Raw genomic sequence first — 24915 nt, forward strand, 5'->3', positions numbered from 1 at the left:
AGTAAGCGCTTCAGCCCGTTATCAGTTGCTTCCCAAAAGAGTAAGTGCTTCATCATCCTTATACTTCTGTATTTGCCCCTTAAGTCTCTTTTTCAAATCCGCTGTTATGGCCTCGTAACCCTTCGTTCCGTACAGGTTGTGCAGGTTCTGCGGGTCTTTTTTAACGTCGTACAGTTCCCAAAAATTCGTTGGTCCATAAAACCGGGCCAATGTGTACTGGTCTGTCCGGATGCCGAAGTGTGGATAAACATGGTGCGGCTCCGGATACTCGTAGTAGTGGTAATAGGCTTCCTTGCGCCAGGGTATCTTCTCTCCTTTCAGCAACGGCAGAAACGATTCGCCCTGGATTGCCTTTGGAATGGCTGTGCCTGTCAGGTTCAGTAGTGTCGGTGCCCAGTCGATATTTGACACGAGATCCCGTACCTGCGTGCCGGGCTTGATCACCCCCGGATAGCGAATGACGAAAGGCGTTTTCAGGGATTCTTCATAAATAAACCGCTTGTCGAACCAGCCGTGTTCACCCAGGTAAAAACCCTGATCAGAGGCATAAATGACCACCGTATTGTTGGCCAGCCCGGTTTTGTCCAGGTGATTCAGCAAGGCACCAATGTTACGATCCAGCGAATTGGCCACTGATAAATAATCTTTCAGATAGCGCTGGTATTTCCATTCGGCCAGGGCACGACCAGATAGCTTTTTTGCGTCGAACTCCTTGCTGATTTTAGTTTCGTAGTAGTCGTAAAAAGGCTTTTTCTGTTCGGGCGAGAATCGGTTAAAAATACCGCTGTTTTCGTAGTCGGCGTGCACCTTCAGATCTTCTTTCAAACGCATGGTTTTCTCGATGGTCATGTCCTGCGCTTTGGCCGCTTCCCGACCGGCGTAGTCATCGTAAAAAGTCGACGGCAGCGGAAAGTTAACCTTGTCGTAAGCGCCCAGATCGGGGGCATCGGGTAACCATTCCCGGTGGGTTGCTTTGTGCCCCACAACCAGGAAAAACGGCTTCGATTCGTCACGCTGGTTGAGCCAGTCGATGGACAGTTTCGTAATGACGTTGGTTACGTAGCCCGGATAACGAACCGATTCATTTTTCGAGTTAATAAACTCCGAATTATAGTAGTGTCCGTGGCCGGGCAGCACATTGAGGTAGTCGAATCCGTGGGGCAAACTACCCAGATGCATTTTCCCCACCCAGGCCGTTTGGTAACCATTTTTCTGCAATTCTTCGGTAAATACCGGCTGGTTTACATCGAATACCTTTTCGTTCAGCTTGTACCCGTTCAGGTGGCTGTATTTTCCGGTGAGCAGGGTGGCCCGGCTGGGTCCGCAAATTGAGTTGGTCACCACATTTGTGTGCAGGATAGCCCCTTCCCTGGCGATACGATCGATATTCGGGGTCTTTGCCAGCTTACTTCCGTAGGCGCTGATTGCCTGAGAGGTGTGATCGTCGGAGAAAATAAAAATAATGTTGGGCCGGGCCGTCGTACGGGGTACGGCATTCCGGCGGGCAGGCGGGGCAGTTACTCTTTTCGTGACACCCCCCGACAGCACCAGCCAAACGGAAAACAAGGCCACAGAAGCAACGAGGCAGCGAAGGCTATTTTGTCGATTCATAACAAGTTTAGAGAATGATAACGGATTTGGTTTTTGGCAGGATTAACAGGAAAAGAAATGATTAAAAATCTGAAAGAAAATCCTGTTGTTCCCTGTTAATCTTGTCAGAAAAATTTTAATTTATCCCAATAGCACCTTGGCCAACTCCTGCCATGAGATCAGGCCAATGGCCAGCACAGCCAGGCCCAAGCCAATTTTATTGGCCGTCGATAATTTCTCCCGAAAAAAGAGCGTAGCCAGGAGGGCAGCCAGCATTATGACACCAATGTTATAAATCGGATAAACAAAGGCGCCATTACTGCCAAAAGCCGACAAAGCCAGCAAGAGCGTGTAGAAGCTGAGAAAGTTAGGAACGCCCAGGGTTACCGCGCCAACCAGGTTTTTGACCTGAATCGTTTCTTTACCCTGAACAACCCGAACAAGCAGCATACCAAGACCAGCCAAAACAGCGCCCAAAACCATCGTCAGGGTTACCTGGATCGTTTTGTCGGCGGATGGAATGTAGTGCAGATTCATGTAATTGATCAGGGTATTGGTGGCTCCGTAGAACAGGAATACACCCACGGGCAAGAGAATACGGGGGCCTAATCGGCCGGACTTGCCTGACCTGAAAACCTCCTGATTGGCCGTCTGTGGCTCTTTTTTGTACGTGCTCAATCCAACCGCAACGACCGCGAGAACCAGCCCTACGGAGTTGAGCGCATCGAAACCCGAGGTACCGCTTCCGGTCCGAAAGACAAACAAACTGAAACAGACCGGAATAACCAGGGACAGGTTATTAGCCAGCGAAGTGGCCGTAATACCCATCCGCTGGGTAGACGCCCCCGAGAGTAAAAACGTCAAAATGAATCCCACGCCAAGCCCCAGCGACAACCAGGTCCAGGTCTGCGATAAATCCATGGTGAACGGTTGTCCGGCGGGCAACAGCAACCAACCCGTCAGGAAACAAACCGGGTAATTAAAAACGATGGCCTGAAATGTATTGATTTCGTAACGGGGAAATAGCCGGAAGTTTACTAGCAGACATACCGAAAGAAGAATACTGAGGCTTAAAAACAGCATGAGCAGTAAGTATCGAATGGGTAATTTTGGGCCTAAGTTACTCCACTGTTCGGTTCCGGCTTATCTTTAGACACAATTCAATTATCTGTTCCGGTAACCGTTTTCACATGATAACCCTGACTCTGCGTTTGCTGATCGCGTTTTTATGGTTTCCAACAGCTCTGGTATTCGGGCAGCAGAACCTGTCGGTTTCGGCAACGATGGCCCCTACCTATTCGCACACCTTTTATAAGTCCCGCTTCTTTTTTCCCAACAGCGATGGTCAGGTTGTGGAGCCTATCTATATGAGCGGCAAACGTTGGGCACCGGGCTATTCGGGTGGTGTTTCTATCCTGTATACCTATGCGCCGGGCTGGTCAGTTGCCTCGGGCATCTGGTACCAGCAACTCACTACGCGGCAGGCCCGTCAGACGGCGGCAGGCGATGGTACCACAACGGTACGCAACCGGGCCATTCGCATCCCCCTGCTGCTCAATTACGCATCATCGACGAAACGATTATCGCCGTATTTTTCGCTGGGGTTCCTGACGGATATTCCCCTGTCAGCGCGGGTAATAGTGGTGCGGACGGGAGAGTCAACCCAGAATCTTACGCTGGCGAACAGCACCCGTCCTGTTTTTAACTTTATGCTGGGGGCTGGTGCCAAATACCAGCTTTCTCGTCGGTATACGTTGATGGCGCAACCCGTATGGACGTATCAACTGGGCCAATTGGGCGGAGCCAGCACCGACAATCCATCTTATGAACTGAGTTTGCTGACTCAGCTAGCGTATTCGTTCTAACGAAGAGGCCTCTTGCAGCAGGCGCATCCGGTAGGCATTCATGGCCGTCTGGCCAAGCTGATTGACGAGTTGATAGTTGACCACAATACCCACAGCAGCACCAATGCCGGGGATCAATTGCGCCATCTTGGCCAGATCGATGTAATCGCGATACTCCTGCTGGAAAGTCAGCCAATCGAACTGGTTGATGTCATTGGGTAACTGGCGGCTGTGCTCCGGCCAGTTGGCAATGTGCTGGTAAATTACCTGCCGACGCTCCTGACTTGAAAAGGCCAGTTGAAAAACGTACAGAATGAAAACCCGCTCGCGGTAATCGCTGGTCGAATAGCCATACAGGCTCGCCACTTCGAACAGCAGCTTCATCTTCAAACTGAGTAGTAACGGAAAGTCAGCTAGGCCCAGCAAGAAGCCACCGGCCCCCGTAACACCCCCTTCTGCAGCACTGGTTTTCTTGTAAAATTCGATCCGTCGGGCTACGGCCGCATCGCGCTGGACCAATGTCTGCCCGGTTACGGGCGCCCGGTTCAGGAAATCGGCCCCGAACAGGACCGCTCTGGTCATCTGTTTAATGGTGGCGGTAACGATGGCGTGAATACGGTTCGGGATGATCCGGTTCATCCGCTTTTGCAACGATGTCGATAGCCTGCCAAACGTTGAGGGCGGCTTTTGCATGCTTTGCTGCCAGCGAATCAGTTCAGTCTGAACGGCTTGTTCGTATGGATTCATGCTACTAATTTTGGCAAAAAGTGGTACCTTCATCGAATCAAAAAATCCGTAAGCTTGTTGAAATCACATGCATATTCATAAATCCCGACGTCGCAAGTTAGTAGGTATGATGAATGTCCTGGTTGTTATGGTGGCGCTGGTGTTCATTTATTTTGCCAGCACCGGGCACAAAACCATACCAGGACCAACGACCAAGCCCGTAGCTGTTGCCAGCAAAAAAGCCAAAACCATCGCTCATCTGGATGTTTACGACCAGTTGAATCTTCGTAAAGTCGGTTTACAGAAAAGCGTTTTCGAATACGCGTTGCGTGGCTGGCAGAAAATCGACACGGCTAAACCAATGCTGACAATTGTTGACCTCAGCCAGCCTTCCTCTCATAAACGGCTGTACGTAGTCGATTTATTTCATAAAAAGCTATTATTCAACACCTACGTTTCGCACGGGCGCAACTCCGGCGATCTGGTAGCGAACCGCTTCTCCAATACCCAGTCGTCTTTTCAAAGTAGCCTGGGTTTCTACCAGACGCTCAACACCTACATGGGTAAGCATGGCCTTTCTTTACAGCTAAAAGGGTTGGAGAAAGGGTTTAACGACAATGTTTACGATCGGAACATCGTTCTGCACGGAGCCGATTACGTTTGCGAAGACATTATCCGCAAAACGGGCCGACTGGGTCGTAGCCAGGGGTGTCCGGCCGTTCCCTACGCCGAATCGAAAGGCATTATTCAGGCCGTAAAAGGTGGCTCCTGTCTCTTTGTTTACTCGCCCAACCCCGATTACCTGAAACAATCGGCCTACTTGGCCAGCGAGTACACGTCTTTGTAGAAATGCAGCTTTCCACTGGCATCAACATCAGCAATATTGTAGGTAATAAAAACCGGAAACTTTTTCGGAATCGGTAACGTACGGGGCTTCTGGTCAATCAGGCATTTGTTCATAAACGCAGCATCAAAGGTGTTGGTACCGAGCACAAGATTGGCCAGTTCAACGGGTTTCTGAACGCGTACGCAACCGTGGCTGCGCCAGTGGTCTTTGGTGGTTGTGAACAGATCCCGGCTGTTAGTGTCGTGCAGGTAAATCGCCAATGGATTAGCCAGATTGAACTTCAACAAGCCAAGCGAGTTCTCACAGCCAGACGCCTGGCGAACGCGATACGGAAAGTTCGTTTCCGACAGGCTTTCCCAGTCAATGTCCTCCGGATCAACTTCTTTGTCTTTCGCGTCCAGAATCTGAAGGTTCTGATTGTAGATGTACGACAGATCCCGTTTCATGCGGGGAAGCATTTCTTCCAGAGCAATGTTCTTCGGTACGTTCCAATACGGATACATAACGATGTCCTGAATGTAGGTCGTCATGCAGGGCGTCATTTTGTCGGGTTTGCCCGAAATAACCTGCATCGGCAGCAGTCGTTTACCCGTTTTGTCGAATACATTTAGTTCACCCGACGGAATATTGACCATGACGAACTGGTCTGGATTGAACCGATTGACGTACCGGTAAAAATTGAGCGTTTGCCGAAGTAAACGCAATGAATCGGCCAGTGCCGGGTCGCTACTTCCCTGTTTGCGAAGCCGGTTGTAATGACCGATCAGTTGTTGATAAGGTGTAAACGTAGCTAGTGCCGCCAGCGAACCGGGTTCCGCTTTAGCCGACCAGCTGGAGTCTACGGCTTCTTTCAATCCGCTGAACGCCATACGGGAAGGCTTCTTTCCATACCGCACCTCCATCATGATATCCGCCAGCACTTCCTTATTTCGGGCGGCATCAGTCCCGACTTTATAGCGAGTGGTATCAATCCCTACCGAATCAGCATAATGGCACGCCTGGTGCACCAGTTGGGAAACTCGCTGCGCTGAATCGTCTGATTTTTCTTCCTCAACCCTAGCCTGATCTGTCTGGTCTTTCTTTTCGCCTGTATTCGTAAAGAAAGTTTTACCAATAAAGAACAGAACGACCAGCCCTGCTATCACTGCTACAGCAATGCCTATTCCTCGATTATTCATGTGTATCTACTGTGTATGCGTACGTACTATAACACCAAATACGGTCATTGGTTGTAACATTACGGCCAGAAGCAGGTCTATACTCCGTTTGCTATCTGATGAAACCACCTTACCTACTATTCGTTTTTTCTGCTTTACTGATCGGTTTTCTGGTGTCCTGTCGGTCACTGACATTTCAGCCACCTACTAAAACCTCAGACACCTATTGTTCGCCTACCATCCAGTATGCGTATGATTCGACGCACTTACCCCAGCCAGATAGCCAGTTGGTGCTTCGAACCGATACCAGCTTAATAAATCGCTACTCACAACACGACTTATTTCTGGCCAATGCGGTTGGTATTTTGCCCCTGCTCCGCGATCTGTCCAGGCTGGAACAAAGTACCCGACCAGCCGACAAACTGGAAGGTATTCAAAAACGGCAGCAAATACTTAACCGGCTGCTGCTGGCATCTACCCAGATTGCGGGATTGGCGGCCGAACTGGATTGCGAAGGCGAACGGGCCGATCAGATCGCTGCGTATCTGGATCAACGGGATACCAAGCGCGTCCGACGGCTTACCATCCTGTCCGTTGTACTGGGCGCTGCTACAACCGTAGCGACGGCGCTGATTCAGGCCGATGGGCCCAATAAGGTGGTGGGGGTTGGCGGGGGCGTTGCCAGCGCCGGACTTGGTGGACTAGCCGCTTTTTCGTCTAATCGCTCCGTGAACTTCCGGCACGAGCGCAATCTGTTAACAGACATCTGGTTACAGCCCAAACAGTCTTCGGTTTATCCGCCGGTGGTTTGGTACGTGCTGAACGAAAAACTGTTCAGCAACATTGGCGAACACGCGATCAGCTACAACATCCGCCAGCGCTGGAAGAATTATGTACTCAACGATGTTCCGATCGCGCAACAGGCATTGTATTTTGGTCCGGGTGGCGATTATCAGGCTGATGATCTGCATAATCGGGCCAATATGCTCAACCAACTCCAGTCCTCCGTTCGGTCCATCAATCAGGACTTACAAAGTTTGGTTTTGGCGTTAGCCAGGTAGTAGAACGGGGAAATCCACCAGGCAAGATTACCTGACGAACTCCCCCGTTAATTACAATTTCACGTTACTGCTTGGGCGCAGTTGGCATCAATACGGTGTCGATCGAATGAACGATACCATTGGTCGCTTCAACGTCGGCCTGATTTATCGTTGCCGTGCTGCCTGCACCGTCGGTAATGGTTATCGTATCGCCCTGCTTGCCTACCGTTAGGGTGCCGCCCGTGACCGTTTTCAGCTTTTGTCCGTCCTGTAACTGGTCGGCCGTAAACTTACCCTTCACCACATGATAGGCCAGCAGTTTTATCAGTTTAGGTTTGGCTTCCGGTTTCCACAATTCAGCCACAGAGCCGGATGGAAGCTTTTCAAATGCCTCATTCGTTGGCGCAAAAACGGTGTAAGGTCCTTTGCCGCTGGCCTGCTCGGTCAGCCCCGATACCCGGAGAGCCCGAAACAATATCGTATGACTAGCCGATTTGGCCGCACTGATTGCCAGATCCTTTCCCGTTGAGGTTCCCGTTTTTACCGTCGTCGTTGTCGTAGCCGTTTGGGCAGCCGAGTTTTGACCTTGCGCGAGAACCGACGCGTTCGAGCCGACCAGCAGTGTAACCGATAAGGCCAGGCCTAGAAATGGTGTCTTGTTCATCTGGATTTAGTTAGACATGAAACGTACGGCTTGTTATGCGGACAAGCCCGGAGCAAACGCCCCTGATTGTTGATTAAACGGTTAATCTACCCCAGAAAATTGTTCAGGAAAGAGAGAAATTGAGTAAAAGGGACACAAAGCGTTAATGAATGACCGATAACTGGCCCCGGTAAGTCGTATTTAACCCGCCGTTGCCGGTTTTAATCTGATAGGTATAGACACCTGTTCGTACTGTTTCCTGCTTGTATGTACCATCCCAGGGCTGCGTATACCCTTTCGAAAAAAAGACGAGTTCGCCCCAGCGACTGTAGATTGATACTTCGGCCTGTGGAAACGCATTGATGTTCGGAATTATCCAGGAATCATTCATGCCATCGGCATTGGGCGAGAATGCTGACGGAATGTAAAGGGGCTCGCTTACCTCAACCAGCACGGCAAACGTAGCCACGCAACCACTTACACTGACCGCCGTTAACTGATAGGGTGTCGTTTCGTCCGGACTAGCCTCGGGACTGGCGACATCGGCCCGGCTCAACGCGGTAGGCGGACTCCAGGCGTACTGACGAATGGCTTCATCGCTTTGTGTCACCAATTGAACAGTGCTCCCTTTTGTTATACCGTACGTCGTTTGGCCGGTTAGCGTTGGCCCGCCCGAAACAACAGCCCAGCGTCCCTGCGACGCCCGGCAACCGTCGGCCGATGTGATCGTATACCGGAGTTCGTGCCGCCCCACGCCGGCAACTGCCGGATCGAAACTATCGTTTCGCACGCCCACGCCGGCGTAAATTCCGCCGGCGGGTTGCCCGCGCAAAGCGATCAGGGCCGGGTTGGTGATGCACACCGACGCAATGGAATCGAACTGCACTGCCGGAGAGTCAAACTGGCCAAGTGTGTAGCGATTGGATATTGCTGTGCAACCCGTTGGAGCCGTTACGGTGACCTGATAAACGCCCGCCTGCCGGGCCATAAGCTGCCCATCAGTAGCGGTGAGCTTTATCCCGTCAAGCTGCCAGCTATAGCTATTCCCGCTCGCCGTTCCGGCCGTGAGCTGAACAGATGAGTCTGGACAAAGTTTGGTAGCTGCTGCGCTGATCTGAGCGGCTGGCCTGGCATTCAGCGTCAACTGGACACTATCCAGCCCGTCACATACGGATTCCGACGATGTTGTCAATACCCGATACGTTCCGGACTGATAGACCCGCAGCGTAGCCTGCTCACCGGCAATGGCTCGCCCATCCCGACGCCATTGGTAGCGTGTTCCGGGCTGCCCATCCGCTTGTATCGTAATGGTATCGCCAGTGCAGTAAGGGCCAGGTTTACTTACCGATAATGCAACGGCCGACGTTGTTGATACGGTAACTTTTACCGCCTGCGAGACGGTGTCATTGGCGCAGACTTTAGCCTGACTTTTTACAACCGTGTATATGCCCGACTCCGCCACCCGTAATGTATCGGTTGTCGATCCTCTGATATTCGCCCCGTCTTTCTGCCATTGATAGGCCCAGGCCGGGTTTTTCTCCACACTTAACACCAGCGGTTTGGTGCCGCACCAGTTCACCTCGGCTGTTGATTTACCATCGGCCAGTACGGCGGCAGGCGGGGGCGTATTCCGGGAACAATCGACGACAGGCAGTTGAAAATCACGCCGGACAACGCCAATAAGTACCCCATTCCGGTATTCTTCACATTGAACGGTAAACAGGTAGAGCCCGGTTTGGTTTGCCCGCACGGACAACTGTCCCGTCGTTGGGTTGATCCGTAAAGCAGGGTTCCCCGGAATGATGTTGGACAGATCGTATCCTGGTGCCCAGGCGATGGTCGGGTAACTGCTGCGTGGCGACTGGTCTATGCTGTTGGCAACGCCCCGGTTCGTGTACCCATTCAACGGAGTTACCAGCGAATACTTGAGTTGATCGCCGTCGGCATCCGTGGCTCCAGCGTTGAACGTGAATGGCTTATTGATGCAGATGTAGTCGCCGTTGGGTACCCCGAAGTCAGGAGCCGAATTTTTGACATACGCCCCGTTTTTAGTCATTGCCGGAAACTCCAGGTAAAATACCATGCCCACACCAGCGGCCGTATTGCTATTAACGTTCGTCAGATCGTCCGTTCGGCAACAACGCTCCCAAATTATGTAGTACCCCCCAGGGTCATCGTATTTCTGTATATCGAACTGATGAGTCGTGTAGTACTTGGCTTGCGTAAACTCTAATTTACGCAGTGTAGCGCAGGCTTCATTGTCGAAGGTAAGCGGGAGCGTTTCCTTAAGGTCAAGGGCAATCCGTTCGACCAGCATAGGATCCTGCTTGCGGTAGATCAGTAACGTAACAAAATCATCCCGATTGCCGGAACTGGTCTTCGTCTGATCCCAGTATTGGTTCAATTGCAGCAGAAACAGACCGGGCGTTGACCCAACCGCCCGCATGCTCACATCGCCACCAATGATGTGGGTTGCCTTACCGGTAAATGACAGGAGCAACGCTGTCATACACAGCATCACTCTTTTTAGTTTAGAGGAAACTTCACTCGTTGCCCGGTGCATAACGCCAGTACAGGTTAGTCAGCTTTGTGTAGTCAGTATCACGACAAAGCAATACTGAATATACAAACACGACCAGCACCGATCAGTTATGAGGATAAAGTCTATTTATCCTATGGTACATTAGCGAAACACTAACGCAACAAGTATAGACTAAAAGAGCTCATTTGGAGAGCACCCCTTTGGCAATGAGGTATGGAATCAAAAGCCAGAGTAGCCCTTTGATCAGAAAGAAAAGAAAACCGCCCCACCCGACGCGTTTGAGCCAAAATTTGAACCGCTCATTCATAGACTAAAGATACTAATTTCCGATTGCCCGATTTGCTACATCTGTACAGGTGCCCTAACCCGGTTCGGGATCAGCCCCCCTTATCCAGAGATGACAGGAAGCAAATGACAAACCAATTTTGTAAACATAATTCAGGACGGTATAGGAACCAACAAAATACAGTGAGGTGGGCTTAAAACTCGGTTTCGATAAATTATACAAAAAAATAACAGCAACTTTGCCCGCTTAGTTGTTATAAAATAATAATCATTTTAGGGTAGAAGTAATCATGAATATCACGAAAGACAAAGTTGCCGCCATTCACTATACCTTGCGCGATAGTGATGGTAACGTACTGGATTCCAGCGAAGGACGCGATCCATTGTTCTATTTACACGGTGCCAATAACCTGATTCCGGGTATGGAAGAGGGTCTGGAAGGCCGTACCAAAGGCGACGTACTGAAGTTGGATGTTGACCCAGAAAAGGGCTATGGCAAGCGTGATCCTCAGCTGGTTGAAGAGGTGCCCATTAAGGCTTTCGGTGGCCAGAAAATTGAGGTAGGAATGCAGTTTGAAGCCAACGATGGCCAGGTGATTACGGTTACCAGTGTTGGTCCGGAAACCGTAACCGTTGATGCGAACCACCCCCTTGCCGATCAGAGCTTACATTTCGATGTAGAAGTTATTGACGTTCGGGATGCAACCTCCGAAGAACTGTCGCACGGCCACGTCCATGGTCCCGGCGGACATCATTAATCGGTTTACGGTATTCGGTTTAAAGCGACCCGTCGCGGCTATCACAAACCGAATACCGTAAACCAAATACCGTACGTATCTTTGTGCCACAAAATCATGGCACAACTAGGTACAGATAAGGCGATTGCCAAGGCATTTCTGGAAGCGGGGAATGTCGTCGGCATTCCAACCGAAACAGTTTATGGGCTGGCGGGTAATGCGCTTAACCCCGATGCAGTTCTCACTATTTTTCGGGTAAAAAATCGCCCTTCCTTCGACCCGCTCATTGTTCATACAGACTCGTTCGATAAGCTTACGCAGTTCGTTACCGCCATTCCGGATCGCGCCTACCAACTGGCAGAAACCTTCTGGCCCGGCCCGCTGACTCTGCTGTTGCCCAAACAGAATCTGATCCCTGATCTCGTTACGGCGGGACTGTCCAGTGTGGCGGTTCGTATTCCGAACCACCCCCTCACCCTCGATCTCTTACGATCGCTCGATTTTCCGCTGGCAGCCCCAAGCGCCAATCCATTTGGCTACATCAGCCCGACCACGGCGCAACACGTAGCCGACCAACTGGGCGATCGGGTGCCGTACATTTTAGATGGTGGCCCCGCCGGTGTCGGCCTTGAATCGACAATTATTGGGTTCGAGGATAACGATGCGACAGTGTTCCGACTGGGCGGCATGGCGCTTGAGCAGATTGAGGCCATTATCGGCCCTGTTTCCGTCCGAACGCACTCAACCTCGAATCCCAAAGCACCGGGGATGCTGAGCAGCCATTACGCACCTCGTAAACCCCTGATTCTGTTATCAGCTGGCGCAACCCCCGAACCGGGCGAACGGGTGGGCGCTTTAGCTTTCCGGGAGCCCTTTGGCGGCATTCGTACAAATGATCAGCGCATTCTCTCGCCCACCGGCGATTTAACCGAAGCCGCTAAAAATCTCTTCGCCCACTTACGAGCGCTGGACAATCTACCCATCGATGTCATCTACGCCGAACCTTTACCCAATGAAGGGCTTGGCTGGGCCATGAACGACCGGCTCCGGCGAGCCAGCGTCCAGGACTGAGGAATGGCTTTTCTATTTGATGCTTGTTGCTTTACAGGCTGTCCAACTCCACACTCCTCCCCTGCAAGCCACCCGTATGCACCGCTACGACGGTCGCTCCTGCTGGAAAGTACCCCTGCCGGGCCAGATCATAAATGCCCCAGAGCATTTTGCCGGTATACACCTGCTCCATCAATACCCCGTTTTTCTGTTCAAACGCACGGATGAAGGTGAGCAACTCGGGCGTGGTTTTAGCGTATCCACCAATGTGATAATGGAACAGGCGCGGACAGTATCCCGGCTGTTCGTTGGTGAACCGGGTCGCGGGGAAGCTGTCCGGCCCAAAACCTTTCAGCACGACAAAGCCCAGTACATCGGTTTGGGTTGGTGCTGACTGTACCAGCCCGGACATTGTCCCCCCCGTACCAACCGGGCAACAGACAAAATCGGGTACGTAACCAAGTTGAGCCACAATCTCCGGAATGATTTCGGCCGTACCCTGCACAGCCAGGTCATTCGTGCCGCCTTCGGGTATCACATAGCAGGCACCAACTTGTTGAATTAATTCGGCTAGAAAATCAGGCGTGTCTTTTCGCCGGTAAGCGTCCCGACTAACGAAATGGAGATGCATACCCGCTTCCTGGCAAAACCGCAGGGTATCATTTAGTGGCTTTCCGGCAAGTTCTTCGCCCCGCACAACGCCAATTGTCCGAAACCCAAATACCTGTCCGGCGGCAGCCGTGGCGTATATATGATTGGAATACGCCCCGCCAAACGTCAGCAATGTGGTGTGCTCCTGCTCGCGGGCCGCCAGTATGTTGTATTTAAGTTTTCGCCATTTATTACCCGACACCAACGGGTGCAGCAAATCATCCCGTTTCAGAAACAGGTTGATGTCGACAGGTTCGGGAAAGGGACTGGTAAGCAGCTGAAGTGGCGAGTTACCGGCCAAATTGGCGAGTTGTCGGGCAAGTTCGTCCATAATCCGTATTTTTGCTGATTCATGACAAACCTAGGCGGTTTTTGAACCCGATAGGTCTATTAGGTACAGAAATGATAGCGGAAGCGGAAGACGAATTACCCGAAGACGACGAATTATACGAGCATCACCGCATTGTGGTGGACAAAGGTCAGAGCCTGCTGCGGATCGATCGTTTCCTGATGGATCGATTGCAGAACGCCACGCGCACCAAGATTCAGGCGGCTATTGACACTGAATCCGTGCGGGTAAACGACAAGACAACCAAAGCCAGTTATAAAATAAAACCACTGGATGTCATCACGGTTTCGCTGGCACACCCACCCCGCGAAACGGATGTAAAGCCGGAGAATATACCCATCAACATCGTCTTTGAGGATGACGACCTGCTGGTTATCAACAAAGTAGCCGGTATGGTTGTGCACCCGGCCCACGGAAACTGGGATGGCACGCTGGTCAATGCCCTCGTTTATCACTTCCAGAACCTGCCCACCTCCCGAAACGGCGAAATCCGTCCGGGTCTGGTTCACCGCATCGATAAAGATACGTCGGGCCTGATGGTGATTGCGAAAACGGAATACGCCATGACGTATTTGGCCCGGCAGTTCTTCGAGCACTCCATCGAGCGAACCTACAATGCACTTACCTGGGGCGTTCCCAACCCGCTGGTTGGCACCATTACGGGCTTCATCGGACGATCAATTAAAGACCGTAAAGTACAGGCCATCTACGATGATGAGTCGAAGGGGAAGTGGGCAATCACGCACTACACAACGCTCGAAGAGCTGGGGTACGTTGCACTGGTCCAGTGTAAGCTGGAAACCGGTCGGACCCACCAGATCAGGGCGCACTTCAAACACATTGGCAATCCATTGTTCAATGACGCCATGTACGGGGGCGACCGAATTTTACGCGGCACACCCGTTGGCAGCTACAAAGCCTTTGTCGAAAACGCATTTAAATTATTACCTCGTCAGGCACTACACGCAAAATCATTAGGGTTTACGCACCCCCGAACGCGCGAGTGGCTTCAGTTCGACTCCGATCTCCCCGACGATTTCCAGGCAGCACTGGCTAAATGGCGGAGCAAAATGACGAGCCGGACAACCGGGGCGGATGACCAATAAAGTAGTATATTGGGCCAGTCACACGTATTCATTCCCTGTTTTATCATTCACCACTTCCTTTTGTAATACATGATTTCTATTCGCCCCGGTACCCTTGAAGACGTGCCAGAAGCTTTTGCTCTGGTTATGGAACTGGCTATTTATGAACGGGCCGCCGATCAGGTTACCAACACAATCGAGCAGATGGCTATCGACGGTTTTGGTCCGAATCCCCTCTTCGGGATGATTATGGCCGAAGACTCCGACAGCAAAAAAATTGTGGGTATGGCCCTGTACTTCTATCGGTATTCGACCTGGAAGGGCAAGCGATTATACCTCGAAGACATTATTGTTACGGAGAACTTTCGGGGGTATGGCGTCGGTAAGTTACTCCTGGATGCCACCATCGAGATGGCCCGCGAAACCCAATGTACGGGTATGATGTGGCAGGTACTCGACTGGAATGAGCCCGCCATCGGTTTTTACAAACAATTTGGCACCCGTTTTGACGATGGCTGGACAAACTGCCACCTCGATTTCTAGAAAGTAAAGCTAGCCCAAAAACCTTACCTTTGCCTCTCGCGCATAGACATTAAGCATGACGTATCGTCAACGAAAAGCCATTCGTATAGCCGGATGGGTGTTTTTAAGTATTTTTTTGCTGGCTCTCGCCGGTGCTGGCATTGCCTATTCCAAACGGGAAAGCCTGTTAAAAACCGCTCTCGAACGAGGTATTCGTAAGGCGAAACGTGACTACGACCTTGATGTCAAGATTGGGTCTGCTAAATTTACCGGCTTCAGTTCACTGGCCTTCAACGACATTTCGGTGGTGCCGGCGAAGCGCGATAGTCTGGCGCGTATTCAGCGGGTAGAGCTGGAAGTTCGTTTCTGGCCATTGCTGGCGGGCAAAATCGGTTTGTCGGGCATGACGCTCGAAAATGGCCTGATTCAGGTGATCAAACGCGACTCACTGACCAATATCGATTTCTTTCTGCACCGTAAACGTGATTCAACCGCAGCCAGCAGCACCCCGGTTGAAACGACCCGCCGGACGAATCTGGCCGATGTGACGGAGAATCTGATCGATAATATCTTGTCTAAAATTCCCGACGATCTCAACGTCAGCAATCTGGAATTCAGGGGGATGGATGTCGGTAATGATACCATTAACCTGCTCACGCGGACCGCCCTCATTAAAGACGAAAATGTTACGTCAACTATAACGTTGAATGGGAACCAGGCAACCTGGCATCTGGCTGGCACGGCTGATCCCAGCGACCGCGAATACAATCTGGCGCTTTACGCTGAAGGCCGGAACGGACGCCCTCAACCGATTGAAATACCGTACGTTTACAAGAAATATAACCTTAAGGTTCAGGCCGATACTCTCCGCGCCGAGTTGCGGGATGTAGATCGGTCGGGGGGGCAATTCCGGCTCGAAGGAGCAGGCTCTGTCCGAAATCTTCGGATCAACCACCCGGCCATTGCCCGCACCGACGTACTGGTTCCGAGTGCCGCCGTTGATGCCAATCTTTTCGTCGGCGAAAATTACGTGGGTATTGATAGTTCGTCAACGCTTCTCCTGGGCGAAGTGAGTGCGCGGCCATTCGTCAAATACACCCTTCCCGACGCAGCCTCGTCTACTGGCAAACAGTATGATGTGCAGCTGCATACGGACCCGCTGGATGCACAGGCGCTCTTCAACTCGTTTCCGCAGGGACTTTTTGAGTCGCTGGAAGGGATGCAGGTTAGCGGGCGGCTCAAGTATGACTTGTCGTTCCAGTTTGACACCGCCCTACCCGATTCGGTTAAATTCAACTCCGGCCTGACACAGGAAGATTTCCGGGTAATCAAGATGGGCCGGACGGACTTTGCAGCCATTAACAAACCGTTCGTTTATACGCCCTACGAAAAAGGCAAGCCGGTTCGTGACATCGTCGTTGGTCCCGAAAATCCGAACTACACGCCCATCAACCAGATTTCGCCCGATCTGCGCAACGCGCTATTAACGTCGGAAGATTATAACTTCTTCACGCACAACGGCTTCAACGAAAAGGCGTTCAGAGTATCGATTGCGACCAACTTCAAGGAAAAATCATTCAAGCGGGGAGCCAGTACCATCTCCATGCAGTTAGTGAAGAATGCTTTTCTAAGCCGGAACAAAACGCTTTCCCGCAAAATCGAGGAAATCCTGATCGTCTGGCTTATCGAAAACGAACACATCGTTTCGAAAGAACGAATGTATGAAGTGTACCTCAACATCATTGAGTGGGGCCGCAACATTTACGGAATCGGTGAAGCCGCCCGGTATTATTTTGCCAAAAGCCCGGCCGATCTGAATCTGGGCGAAAGTATTTTCCTGGCTTTCGTTGTCCCACGCCCGAAAGCGGCTCTGAACTGGTTTGTGCCCGACGGTACTCTTCAGGTCCGGAATGTGCGGGGTTATTTCAAACTGATTGGCCGCATTATGGCCCGCCGTGGCCTTGCCACCCCTGATTCGGGTGCTTACGGGTTTTATGATGTTCGTCTGCGCCAGGGACTACGTCGAGAGGTGGCCCCCGTCGATTCTCTATTTCAGGGAGATAGCCTGATGACCGACCCAATTGATCCGGAAATTGATGCCGATGAAGAGGGCGGTAACGGCATTGGCAATTTCTTTCGTCGACTGTTTAAAGGCAAGAAACCGGACGACAATCGCAGCAGTGAAGAACAGCCAACGGTTCAGCCAGACCGGTCGGAAACGCTTCCCGGTGTACCGGCACCCGCCGATACCGTCAAAACCCGCAAGCAGTTACGGCAGGAAAAGCGGGAACGAAAACGACGGGAGAAAGAAGCGCAGCAGGCGTTGGAAAATGGCAATCAATAAAACGAGAACGCATGAAAGCGCTGTTTAGACTTTTGTTATTGGTGGTCGTGCTGGGAGGACTTATCCTGTACGTTGTCTCCCGGCACAATAATACCGCTCTGAGTCCGCAAACCATCGATCTTCGGGTTGATTGCTCCGACCTGGAAAATGTGCTGGTAACGTCTACGGTCAATGTGGTCGTGGAAAATCTATCCTCCCGGTCGCACAACGATATATCGGTAAAACTGCTGGCCTTCGATGAGAGCGGAAAAATGCTCAAAGAGAAGTACACCACGTTCTCCCGAACACTTTCGCCGAACAGCCAATTCGACAAACCCGTTACGCTTCCCGCCGGGACCAAGCGTTGCGACTGCAAAATAGTTAGCTCACAACCAGCCCGTTGATACGGGCTGTCAGGCACCGGTCAGGGTTATTGCTTTTTGCTGATAGGTGTCCTTCTCAAGCTGATGTAGCAGAAAAGCGGCTACATCGGCGCGGCTGATTCGGGGGAAATCAAATCGGCTAAACGGCAAGTGTTCTCCGATTCGGTAGTGCCCGGTTATGGGGCCGTTTGTCAGGCTGGTAGGCCGTACGATTACCCAGTCGAGCCCACTTTCCCGAACGGCCTGTTCCTGCTTTTCTTTTTCGGCTATCACACCGCTCAGCAGCGTCTTGATAATCAGCTTGCTGGGTAGCGATGCTTCCTCGTAACTCGTTCCCACCCCTAGCGACGATACCACGAACAGTTTCTGGACGCCCGCCTGATGCATGGCCACTACCAGATTACGGGTACCCTCCGCCACTGCCTGATCCTTTTGGCCGGGTCGGCTACCCAACGAACAGATAACCACATCCTGACGCCGGACCGCCGGTAATACGGTTTCGGGCTTAAGCACATCGCCCGTTAGAACCGTTAAATTAGGATGCTGAATGAGCAGTTTAGCCGGATCCCGAACAAAAGCGGTTACGAAATGACCCAGTTGAAGTGCTTGCTCCACAACCTGGCGTCCTGTTCCTCCGGTAGCCCCCACGACTAATACTTGCATAAAAAAGCTGATTTTAGGTATGTGTATAACCCAAAACCAGCTGTTCAGTTTTTACTATAATGCCGACCGGATTTTATTCCAGCAGATCCGGGCGTCGAATCCGGGTTCGTTCGAGAGCCTGTTCGTGCCGCCATTCGTCGATTTTTGCTTCATGACCCGATAATAAAATATCGGGTACCCGATAGCCTTCGAACTCGGCGGGGCGCGTATAGACGGGTGGAGCCAGCAAATTGTCCTGAAATGAGTCGGTCAGGGCTGATGTTTCATCATTCAGCACACCGGGCAGCAAGCGAATGATGGCATCCGACAGCACGCACGCGGCCAGTTCCCCACCGGACAATACATAATCCCCAATGCTTACTTCTCTGGTGATGAATACCTCTCGAACCCGCTCATCGACTCCTTTGTAATGCCCGCACAGAATGATCAGATTCTGTCTCAACGAAAGCGCGTTAGTCGTCTGTTGATTTAGTCGTTCACCATCTGGCGTCATGTAAATTATCTCATCGTAAGCGCGCTCGTTCTGCAACGACCGAATGCATTTGGCAATCGGCTCAATCTGCATGACCATACCGGCTCCGCCCCCAAAAGCATAGTCGTCTACACGTCGATGTTTATCCGCCGTGTAATCGCGCAGGTCGTGAACCACAACTTCCACATAGCCTCCCTGCTGAGCCCGTTGCAAAATGGAATGGGCAAAGAAACTATCCAGTAGCCGGGGCAGACAGGTTATAATATCAATCCTCATCGGTGTCATCCGGGCTGCGGTCAGTATCGTTGCCGTTTACGGCTTCGTTATCATCATCCTTGCTATTCTCTTCCATATAAATCTCCAGTAACCCGTCGGGTAAGGCTACGTTGAGTTTCTGGGTAGCGCGGTCAACCGTCCGAACAATATCGCTGTTGATTGGAATCAGGACTTCTTTGCCCAGGTAATCCATGGCAATCAGGTCCTGCGCATTCATCGCATACACGCCCCGGACAATACCTAACTCGCCCGCTTCGGCATCGACAATCTGGTAGCCAACGATTTCGTGAAAATAGAACCGAGTCTCATCAGTAATAGGCTCCAGCTCATCCAGGGGTAAATAGGCACCACAGTTGATCAGCCGCTCGGCCTGCTCAATGGTATCTACATCTTCGAAGGCAATGATAGCGCGACTCCCTTTAACGATAGCGATGGATTCGATAAAGTAGGGGATCAAGTCTCCTTTTACTTCCAGCAAAACGGATTCCAAATCGGCGTATTCGGCCGCGTTGTCTACGTCTAAAAAAAGGACTAGCTCGCCACTAACGCCATGCGTTTTGGTGATGTGTCCTACCTGGTAACAATCATCTTTTGTCATATATAAAGTGGCCCGTTAGCGCCTTATCAGAACCCTGTTCTTATTCGTTAGCCATGCGGTACTCAGCGAAGTGACCCCGTTGGGGGTCGTTGAGCAGCCACATGTAGTACAAAAATAGCCTGCTCATCGTTGAACAGGCTATTTTTGTACCATTTCAGAGCACGAGGCTCCGTAGAAAATTATTCAGCAGCTGGCGCGTCCGTTGCTGGCGTTGCTTCAGCTACGGGAGCTTCCTCAACGGCAGGTGTTTCGGTTGCAGCAGGTGCCTCAGCTACAGGAGCTTCTTCAGCAGCAGGAGCCTCAACAACTGGTTCTTCTACTTTGTTTTTCTTGGCGATAGCTTCAGCACGCGCTTCGTTCACTTTTTTCTCAGCATCCAGGCGAGCAGCACGATCCTGCTCTTTGGTTTGCGTTTTCGTGTCGGCAGCACCGGCCTTCCGACCATCTTTCTCATTTTTCCAGGTCGAGTATTTCTCGTCAGCCTGTTCCTGTGAGATGGCACCTTTGTTAACGCCGACTTGCAGGTGTTTGCGGTACATGATGCCTTCGTGCGACAATACCGAACGGGCGGTATCGGTCGGCTGAGCACCTACCATGAGCCAGTAAACAGCCCGTTCCGACTTCAATACGACCGTCGAAGGGTCGGTGTTGGGGTTGTATGAACCGATTTTCTCGATAAACCGGCCATCGCGAGGAGAAGTTGATTCCGCGATCACGATGTCATACATCGCCATTTTTTTGCGTCCGCGACGCGCTAAACGAATTTTAACAGCCATTTGTGCTTGTTTGTTTTTGACGGGAGACGCATCCCCCTTGTAAAACGTGGCCGCAAAGGTACAAAAAAAGTTTGAGGTTTTTAGTCAGACATTTGAGGTTTTCTTAAAAACAACATCAGACGTCTACCCACAAACCTCAAACTTTCACAAAAACCCTTCACTACACGAGTCTATAAGCCGGGTTCTGTCCTTCTACCAGAAGTAGAATGGCTTATCATTTATCTAGGATGGTCGTCACCGGCCACCTCGTTCGACCTACCCACGTCGGCGTTCAGCGCGCACCCGGTGGGGGTTACACTGAAGCGGGAACGGGCCGCTCCGCATCCGACGCATATTTGGTCTTTCAGCCCCTAAGGTTTATCCTGCCCCGCTGGTCACCCAGTGGGCGGTGGGCTCTTACCCCACCTTTTCACCCTTACCCCACCGTAATGGGGCGGTATATTCTCTGTGACACTGGCTGTCGAACGGTCGTCGCCAACCGCCCGCCTTCCCGTTAGGAAGTAGGGTGCCCTATGCTGCCCGGACTTTCCTCGCCCAATTACTCTGACGCGATAAGCCGACTCGTATCGCTCGGGGGTGCAAAGATACAGATAATCGAGGAGGTTTAAAGAAACCAACGTGGCGTATCGATTGTAAGTCTATTTCTCAGCACGCAGGGCGGTGATGGTCAACTTGTTGTCAAGCTAAGCCCGCCCGACCCTTACTTAATAGCCGCAATAGCAGCCGCGTAATCAGGCTCTTGCCCTATTTCCGGCACTTGCTGTTCGTAAACAATTTTCCCTTCGGGATTCACTACGATCACCGCACGACTTAATAATCCTTTCATCGGTCCGTCGGCAATTTGCACCCCGTACGAATGGCCAAAATCAGTTCTAAAATCAGAAAGCATTACTACATTTTTAATGCCTTCCGCGCCACAAAAAGCTTTTTGGGCAAAAGGCAGATCTTTGGAAATACAGAGAACGGTTGTGTTTTTTAGTCCTGCCGCATCCTCGTTAAATTTCCGTACCGATTTGGAACAAACGCCGGTGTTCACGCTTGGGAAAATATTCATGATCACATATTTGCCCTTATAATCAGCCAGGGTATTATCCTTAAGATCGATACCAGTCAACGTGAACTCTTTGACCGACGTGCCCACCGCGGGTAGTTTACCAACGGTATGAATGGTTTTACCACCCAGAGAAATGGCCGTACCCGTCGTTTGTGCCAGCGAGACACCTGTAACGAATAGTCCAGCAAGTCCCAGAAGAAAGAGTTTAAAGGCGTGCGTAAAATGTTTAGAACCGGTCATAAACTGTATAGATTGATAGTGATTCCTTAAATGTACAAAGATAGCCGCTCCAATCAGACAACAGGCAATACTTTCGTTGTTCTGGCTTGCTCGGTTTATAGGGTGATCTGTTGTTTACTTCGGGGGCTTCATAACCTTCCGGTTACGTATTTCTGCCAGTTGTGTTGTTCGCTAAATCCTAGCACGTCCCGAATTTTACGATTAGAAAATAAGGCTTCATGCTCGCCCAACTCGCGACTGATTGGCACACCGGGGAAGAATGTCTCAGCCAGTTCTTGGCTAGGAAGAATGGCTCCATTTTGATCGTTTCCCGCATTAAAAACCTGATACCCAAGACCTTCTTTTTGCAAACATAAATCCACAATCTGGCCCAAGTCACGCGCATCAATGTAACAGAAAGCATTCCGGCGTCGCACCTCAGGGTGGGCAAAATAAGTGGGAAACAGCTCGGCGTACTCGTGGGGCTCAATCACATTGCCAATGCGGAGGGCATAGATATCAAAACCCGACCGGCGCTGGAAGCTGCGAGCCGTTTGTTCATTGACCACTTTCGATAAGCCGTAGCTATCCATGGGATTCACGTCATACTCTTCTTCCAGCGGCAGTACAGTAGGATTGGTTTTGCCATCAGAAAAACAGATGCCGTAGGTCGTCTCAGAGGAAGCAATAATAATTTTTCGAATGCCCAGTTTCACGGCGGCCTCCAGCACATTATAGGTACCGATTGTGTTGACCCGAAACGTCTCATTATCGGGTTTGAGTAAGATTCTGGGTACGGCCGCAAAATGAACGACGGCATCAAATCTGGGAATGCCGGTACCAGGCTCCAATTCAGCCAGGTTGGCATACGAACTCATGGCACTAAAGACTTGTCCGGAATCGGTAACATCAACGACCAGATTGTCGACCCCCGGTTGATTCAGGGGTGTCAGATCGACATTGAGCACCTGGTATCCCTGGTCGATGAGGTAAGCAATAACATGCTTCCCGGCTTTTCCCGATCCGCCTGTAAAAAGTATTCGCTTTTTAGTCATGTATTCGTCTGGTTGAAACTATTTTTTTGGTCATGATTGGTCATGAACTAATACTGGTCGATGAGCAGGACCTGCCCTCCTTTTGGGGCGGGATTCTACAGAGATCAGACGATTTCCAGTCCGTGCGAGACCTAGCTATTGAAATTCGTCAGACGGATTCCTATGGTCTCCGATCGGGGAATCGCTTAATTTTCTGCCTAACCTTTACCTACCAGAAACCTCTTCACCACTGATTAATCGAATGCCCGGATGGTCGGCCAGGATACTCAGGACTGTATCGAAATACGTTTCGCCGGTGCCATTCTCTAAAGCCCTCAATTTATCGGCAAACAGTTTTTTGTTGTAGGGCGATTCTGGTCTGAGTTTGTCCAGATAGTAAGTTCGGGTCGTTTGATAGCCTAACGCATTCCGGCTATGGTCCATATGGTGCCAGACAAGGTCAACCGATTGGACGCCTTGTAGGGCGCCGTAGCCCCCATACAATAAATCATCGAGCGCGTCGAGACTAGGACCGATCGTCCAGCTTTCGCCAACCATAAATACCCGGTTAATCTCCGCATAAAAAGAGGGGATGTCGTTGATGGCGTTACCCTCAATCTCTATCCGTTTGACCATCGTTACCTTATTGTAATCCATCAACTTTTACGTTGATTCGTCCTTTAGCATTAACGACAGCCAGCATAGCGGTGGGGGTCAGGTAAACCTGATCGGGCTTGATTTCGTCGATGTGCCCATTGATCGTGACTCCTTTTACGACCTGATTATTTTTTAATCGCTCCTGTAACAACAACTGCATATCAGCTAGTTGCGAGCCGATGGGTATGGTGAATTGCTTCTCGAGGGTGCGGGCAAACGTACCTTTCAATAGCCAGCTGGCCGACTGCTGCAACACATTACGGGTATCCAGGTCGTACCGCAAATCTTTCAGCGAGATGGTCTGCTGCTGTGCATCGTAGTAAGGCCGTCCGCTCAGGTAAATGTCGCCATTGATCGTGCCTTTCAGGCCAGCCTTAATAATGAGGTTATCATTCTGACCGTACATATCCATGCTCGTAATGGTGATGGTGTACCGATTCTCGCTAAAGGAAAACGATTTTCCAACGAACTCGTCGGCGGCAAGTTTAGCCGCTTCCGGATACGTGGCTTCACTCAACAGCCCAATCTGAAAATCGTCCTTTACCTGCGGAACAACGGTTAGATCGGGGAGCGATACCGCAGGTTTCACATCGGGTTTAGCTCCGGTCGTCGTGAGTGTAAATCCTTCAATGCCGATGGTCGATCGAATGACCCGCCCCTCAAAACGCAATGGCGTAATGAGGATGCGTTTGGGCACCACCTGTAAATAAGTGCGGTACTTTTCGGAAATGAGGTAGGGCTCCCGGAGCGTATTCCAGACTTTCAGCACGGGAGTTCGAAGATCAATGTTCCGGCGCACCTGCTGATCCAGCGTTTTGGTGATGCTGCCCAGATTTTTGTCGATCATTCGACCAACAATGTTGGTGATCGGAATACTCAGCCCCACAATATTCACCGTTGGCCGACGCACCCAACCGTATCCATCCGCTTCGGTGTGCGTATTGACCGACCAGTCATGATCCAGATCAAACTTCGTCTTGAAACGCAGGTCGAGTTCAAACTCGGTTTCTTTGTACTGCGTGAAACCGAGTACCGATATGCCCGCTTTTACCCATATGCGCAGTGGCACCGTAAAGTGAAACAGGCTATCCTGCGCATTGACCAGAATAGTACCCCGCTTCCACACCTTCGTCATGAACTGATCCTTGTTGTTATCGTCCAGACTGTTGTCCTCGTAGATCAGGCCGTTGACCTGCGCATTGATTTGCCGTTCAACGTCGCCCAGCGCAATCGACACAGGTACATGAGCCGTGGACAAAAAGCGTTCATTTCGAACTTCCATTTCGGTGGTATTATAAGCTTCCTTGGGCGCCTTGGTATTCAGCCGGTTACCAGACGGATGTCCGCAACTTAACAGAAAAAAACTACAACACAGAACAGCACTGCTTAAAT

General features: G+C 51.1%; 25 protein-coding genes and 1 other RNA gene. 9 read left to right on the forward strand and 17 right to left on the reverse strand.

The window, feature by feature from the left end; genetic code table 11:
* Positions 1-21: 21 nt before the first annotated feature.
* Both ACYU87_RS03395 and ACYU87_RS03400 read right to left on the reverse strand, forming a co-directional pair.
* Positions 22-1611 carry a sulfatase family protein gene (locus tag ACYU87_RS03395; RefSeq protein ID WP_461132614.1) on the reverse strand — a complete coding sequence of 530 codons (1590 nt, stop codon included), beginning with the start codon at positions 1609-1611 and terminating at the stop codon, positions 22-24.
* 120 nt (positions 1612-1731) lie between these two features.
* On the reverse strand, positions 1732-2673 hold the full coding sequence (locus ACYU87_RS03400) for an EamA/RhaT family transporter (protein ID WP_461132615.1): 942 nt from the start codon (positions 2671-2673) through the stop codon (positions 1732-1734).
* A gap of 107 nt (positions 2674-2780) precedes the next feature.
* On the opposite strand from ACYU87_RS03400, the gene ACYU87_RS03405 reads away from it, so the two are divergent.
* Complete coding sequence (locus ACYU87_RS03405; RefSeq protein WP_461132616.1) at positions 2781-3455, forward strand: outer membrane beta-barrel protein; 675 nt, start codon at positions 2781-2783, stop codon at positions 3453-3455.
* On the opposite strand, the gene ACYU87_RS03410 is transcribed toward ACYU87_RS03405, so the two are convergent.
* Positions 3438-4181 (reverse strand): EcsC family protein, encoded by a 744-nt coding sequence (locus ACYU87_RS03410; protein ID WP_461133625.1) that lies wholly within the window; start codon positions 4179-4181, stop codon positions 3438-3440. The genes ACYU87_RS03405 and ACYU87_RS03410 overlap by 18 nt on opposite strands.
* Before the next feature lie 106 nt (positions 4182-4287).
* On the opposite strand from ACYU87_RS03410, the gene ACYU87_RS03415 reads away from it, so the two are divergent.
* Positions 4288-5007, forward strand: coding sequence for a murein L,D-transpeptidase catalytic domain family protein (locus tag ACYU87_RS03415; protein ID WP_461133626.1), 720 nt, complete (start codon positions 4288-4290; stop codon positions 5005-5007).
* Here ACYU87_RS03415 and ACYU87_RS03420 read toward each other — a convergent pair.
* A complete protein-coding gene (locus ACYU87_RS03420) occupies positions 4977-6185 on the reverse strand; it encodes a L,D-transpeptidase family protein (protein ID WP_461132617.1) in 1209 nt (402 codons plus the stop codon). The two genes, ACYU87_RS03415 and ACYU87_RS03420, sit on opposite strands and share 31 nt — an antisense overlap.
* 98 nt (positions 6186-6283) lie before the next feature.
* On the opposite strand from ACYU87_RS03420, the gene ACYU87_RS03425 reads away from it, so the two are divergent.
* The gene (locus tag ACYU87_RS03425) at positions 6284-7225 is read left to right on the forward strand and encodes a hypothetical protein (protein ID WP_461132618.1); all 942 of its coding nucleotides are present in this window, start codon (positions 6284-6286) and stop codon (positions 7223-7225) included.
* A gap of 64 nt (positions 7226-7289) precedes the next feature.
* On the opposite strand, the gene ACYU87_RS03430 is transcribed toward ACYU87_RS03425, so the two are convergent.
* From ACYU87_RS03430 to ACYU87_RS03440, 3 genes are all read right to left on the reverse strand, one after another.
* Complete coding sequence (locus ACYU87_RS03430; protein WP_461132619.1) at positions 7290-7868, reverse strand: fasciclin domain-containing protein; 579 nt, start codon at positions 7866-7868, stop codon at positions 7290-7292.
* A 142-nt stretch (positions 7869-8010) separates the two neighbouring features.
* Complete coding sequence (locus ACYU87_RS03435; protein WP_461132620.1) at positions 8011-10356, reverse strand: gliding motility-associated C-terminal domain-containing protein; 2346 nt, start codon at positions 10354-10356, stop codon at positions 8011-8013.
* Positions 10357-10570: 214 nt separating this feature from the next.
* Positions 10571-10696, reverse strand: a complete 126-nt coding sequence (locus tag ACYU87_RS03440) for a hypothetical protein (RefSeq protein ID WP_461132621.1) — start codon at positions 10694-10696, stop codon at positions 10571-10573.
* A gap of 268 nt (positions 10697-10964) precedes the next feature.
* On the opposite strand from ACYU87_RS03440, the gene ACYU87_RS03445 reads away from it, so the two are divergent.
* Positions 10965-11432: an FKBP-type peptidyl-prolyl cis-trans isomerase gene (locus ACYU87_RS03445; RefSeq protein ID WP_461132622.1), complete on the forward strand. Its 468-nt coding sequence runs from the start codon at positions 10965-10967 to the stop codon at positions 11430-11432.
* Positions 11433-11528: 96 nt separating this feature from the next.
* The gene (locus tag ACYU87_RS03450; protein ID WP_461132623.1) at positions 11529-12482 is read left to right on the forward strand and encodes an L-threonylcarbamoyladenylate synthase; all 954 of its coding nucleotides are present in this window, start codon (positions 11529-11531) and stop codon (positions 12480-12482) included.
* Positions 12483-12513: 31 nt separating this feature from the next.
* Here the strand turns inward: ACYU87_RS03450 and ACYU87_RS03455 are convergent, their stop codons facing one another.
* Positions 12514-13443 (reverse strand): 1-aminocyclopropane-1-carboxylate deaminase/D-cysteine desulfhydrase, encoded by a 930-nt coding sequence (locus tag ACYU87_RS03455; RefSeq protein WP_461132624.1) that lies wholly within the window; start codon positions 13441-13443, stop codon positions 12514-12516.
* A 71-nt stretch (positions 13444-13514) separates the two neighbouring features.
* On the opposite strand from ACYU87_RS03455, the gene ACYU87_RS03460 reads away from it, so the two are divergent.
* From ACYU87_RS03460 to ACYU87_RS03475, 4 genes are all read left to right on the forward strand, one after another.
* Positions 13515-14567, forward strand: coding sequence for an RluA family pseudouridine synthase (locus ACYU87_RS03460; RefSeq protein WP_461132625.1), 1053 nt, complete (start codon positions 13515-13517; stop codon positions 14565-14567).
* Positions 14568-14636: 69 nt separating this feature from the next.
* Entirely contained in the window at positions 14637-15089 is a 453-nt protein-coding gene (locus tag ACYU87_RS03465; protein ID WP_461132626.1) for a GNAT family N-acetyltransferase, read from the forward strand.
* A 55-nt stretch (positions 15090-15144) separates the two neighbouring features.
* On the forward strand, positions 15145-17412 hold the full coding sequence (locus tag ACYU87_RS03470) for a transglycosylase domain-containing protein (RefSeq protein WP_461132627.1): 2268 nt from the start codon (positions 15145-15147) through the stop codon (positions 17410-17412).
* 11 nt (positions 17413-17423) lie between these two features.
* Positions 17424-17795, forward strand: coding sequence for a hypothetical protein (locus tag ACYU87_RS03475; protein ID WP_461132628.1), 372 nt, complete (start codon positions 17424-17426; stop codon positions 17793-17795).
* A 9-nt stretch (positions 17796-17804) separates the two neighbouring features.
* Here ACYU87_RS03475 and ACYU87_RS03480 read toward each other — a convergent pair whose 3' ends face one another.
* The 9 genes from ACYU87_RS03480 to ACYU87_RS03520 all read right to left on the reverse strand — a co-directional run bounded on the left by ACYU87_RS03480 (position 17805) and on the right by ACYU87_RS03520 (position 24805).
* The gene (locus tag ACYU87_RS03480; protein ID WP_461132629.1) at positions 17805-18437 is read right to left on the reverse strand and encodes an NAD(P)-dependent oxidoreductase; all 633 of its coding nucleotides are present in this window, start codon (positions 18435-18437) and stop codon (positions 17805-17807) included.
* 73 nt (positions 18438-18510) lie between these two features.
* Positions 18511-19185: a tRNA (guanosine(37)-N1)-methyltransferase TrmD gene (gene trmD, locus ACYU87_RS03485; protein ID WP_461132630.1), complete on the reverse strand. Its 675-nt coding sequence runs from the start codon at positions 19183-19185 to the stop codon at positions 18511-18513.
* The gene (rimM, locus tag ACYU87_RS03490; protein WP_461132631.1) at positions 19175-19783 is read right to left on the reverse strand and encodes a ribosome maturation factor RimM; all 609 of its coding nucleotides are present in this window, start codon (positions 19781-19783) and stop codon (positions 19175-19177) included. The genes trmD and rimM overlap by 11 nt, the downstream gene beginning before the upstream one ends.
* Positions 19784-19962: 179 nt before the next feature.
* Positions 19963-20559 carry a 30S ribosomal protein S16 gene (locus ACYU87_RS03495; RefSeq protein WP_461132632.1) on the reverse strand — a complete coding sequence of 199 codons (597 nt, stop codon included), beginning with the start codon at positions 20557-20559 and terminating at the stop codon, positions 19963-19965.
* Positions 20560-20716: 157 nt separating this feature from the next.
* Positions 20717-21127: RNase P RNA component class A (gene rnpB / locus ACYU87_RS03500), an RNA gene on the reverse strand.
* A gap of 132 nt (positions 21128-21259) precedes the next feature.
* The gene (tpx, locus tag ACYU87_RS03505) at positions 21260-21853 is read right to left on the reverse strand and encodes a thiol peroxidase (RefSeq protein ID WP_461132633.1); all 594 of its coding nucleotides are present in this window, start codon (positions 21851-21853) and stop codon (positions 21260-21262) included.
* A gap of 128 nt (positions 21854-21981) precedes the next feature.
* Entirely contained in the window at positions 21982-22887 is a 906-nt protein-coding gene (locus tag ACYU87_RS03510) for an NAD-dependent epimerase/dehydratase family protein (RefSeq protein WP_461132634.1), read from the reverse strand.
* Between the two features lie 204 nt (positions 22888-23091).
* Positions 23092-23523, reverse strand: a complete 432-nt coding sequence (locus tag ACYU87_RS03515; protein WP_461132635.1) for a barstar family protein — start codon at positions 23521-23523, stop codon at positions 23092-23094.
* Positions 23510-24805, reverse strand: coding sequence for a DUF4403 family protein (locus tag ACYU87_RS03520; RefSeq protein WP_461132636.1), 1296 nt, complete (start codon positions 24803-24805; stop codon positions 23510-23512). The genes ACYU87_RS03515 and ACYU87_RS03520 overlap by 14 nt, the downstream gene beginning before the upstream one ends.
* Positions 24806-24915 lie beyond the last annotated feature (110 nt).

The organism is Spirosoma lituiforme (assembly GCF_054776635.1).

Excerpts from the sequence above, each read along its gene's own strand:
- ACYU87_RS03450 (WP_461132623.1), top strand. The coding sequence starts at position 11,529 with ATGGCACAACTAGGTACAGATAAGGCGATTGCCAAGGCATTTCTGGAA.
- ACYU87_RS03495 (WP_461132632.1), bottom strand. The coding sequence starts at position 20,559 with ATGGCTGTTAAAATTCGTTTAGCGCGTCGCGGACGCAAAAAAATGGCG.
- ACYU87_RS03405 (WP_461132616.1), top strand. The coding sequence starts at position 2,781 with ATGATAACCCTGACTCTGCGTTTGCTGATCGCGTTTTTATGGTTTCCA.
- ACYU87_RS03480 (WP_461132629.1), bottom strand. The coding sequence starts at position 18,437 with ATGCAAGTATTAGTCGTGGGGGCTACCGGAGGAACAGGACGCCAGGTT.
- ACYU87_RS03460 (WP_461132625.1), top strand. The coding sequence starts at position 13,515 with ATGATAGCGGAAGCGGAAGACGAATTACCCGAAGACGACGAATTATAC.
- ACYU87_RS03510 (WP_461132634.1), bottom strand. The coding sequence starts at position 22,887 with ATGACTAAAAAGCGAATACTTTTTACAGGCGGATCGGGAAAAGCCGGG.
- ACYU87_RS03445 (WP_461132622.1), top strand. The coding sequence starts at position 10,965 with ATGAATATCACGAAAGACAAAGTTGCCGCCATTCACTATACCTTGCGC.
- ACYU87_RS03435 (WP_461132620.1), bottom strand. The coding sequence starts at position 10,356 with ATGACAGCGTTGCTCCTGTCATTTACCGGTAAGGCAACCCACATCATT.
- tpx (WP_461132633.1), bottom strand. The coding sequence starts at position 21,853 with ATGACCGGTTCTAAACATTTTACGCACGCCTTTAAACTCTTTCTTCTG.
- ACYU87_RS03465 (WP_461132626.1), top strand. The coding sequence starts at position 14,637 with ATGATTTCTATTCGCCCCGGTACCCTTGAAGACGTGCCAGAAGCTTTT.
- ACYU87_RS03470 (WP_461132627.1), top strand. The coding sequence starts at position 15,145 with ATGACGTATCGTCAACGAAAAGCCATTCGTATAGCCGGATGGGTGTTT.
- ACYU87_RS03440 (WP_461132621.1), bottom strand. The coding sequence starts at position 10,696 with ATGAATGAGCGGTTCAAATTTTGGCTCAAACGCGTCGGGTGGGGCGGT.
- ACYU87_RS03430 (WP_461132619.1), bottom strand. The coding sequence starts at position 7,868 with ATGAACAAGACACCATTTCTAGGCCTGGCCTTATCGGTTACACTGCTG.
- ACYU87_RS03400 (WP_461132615.1), bottom strand. The coding sequence starts at position 2,673 with ATGCTGTTTTTAAGCCTCAGTATTCTTCTTTCGGTATGTCTGCTAGTA.
- rimM (WP_461132631.1), bottom strand. The coding sequence starts at position 19,783 with ATGACAAAAGATGATTGTTACCAGGTAGGACACATCACCAAAACGCAT.
- ACYU87_RS03415 (WP_461133626.1), top strand. The coding sequence starts at position 4,288 with ATGATGAATGTCCTGGTTGTTATGGTGGCGCTGGTGTTCATTTATTTT.
- ACYU87_RS03475 (WP_461132628.1), top strand. The coding sequence starts at position 17,424 with ATGAAAGCGCTGTTTAGACTTTTGTTATTGGTGGTCGTGCTGGGAGGA.
- ACYU87_RS03410 (WP_461133625.1), bottom strand. The coding sequence starts at position 4,181 with ATGAATCCATACGAACAAGCCGTTCAGACTGAACTGATTCGCTGGCAG.
- ACYU87_RS03395 (WP_461132614.1), bottom strand. The coding sequence starts at position 1,611 with ATGAATCGACAAAATAGCCTTCGCTGCCTCGTTGCTTCTGTGGCCTTG.
- ACYU87_RS03515 (WP_461132635.1), bottom strand. The coding sequence starts at position 23,523 with ATGGATTACAATAAGGTAACGATGGTCAAACGGATAGAGATTGAGGGT.
- ACYU87_RS03420 (WP_461132617.1), bottom strand. The coding sequence starts at position 6,185 with ATGAATAATCGAGGAATAGGCATTGCTGTAGCAGTGATAGCAGGGCTG.
- ACYU87_RS03455 (WP_461132624.1), bottom strand. The coding sequence starts at position 13,443 with ATGGACGAACTTGCCCGACAACTCGCCAATTTGGCCGGTAACTCGCCA.
- ACYU87_RS03425 (WP_461132618.1), top strand. The coding sequence starts at position 6,284 with ATGAAACCACCTTACCTACTATTCGTTTTTTCTGCTTTACTGATCGGT.
- ACYU87_RS03520 (WP_461132636.1), bottom strand. The coding sequence starts at position 24,805 with ATGGAAGTTCGAAATGAACGCTTTTTGTCCACGGCTCATGTACCTGTG.
- trmD (WP_461132630.1), bottom strand. The coding sequence starts at position 19,185 with ATGAGGATTGATATTATAACCTGTCTGCCCCGGCTACTGGATAGTTTC.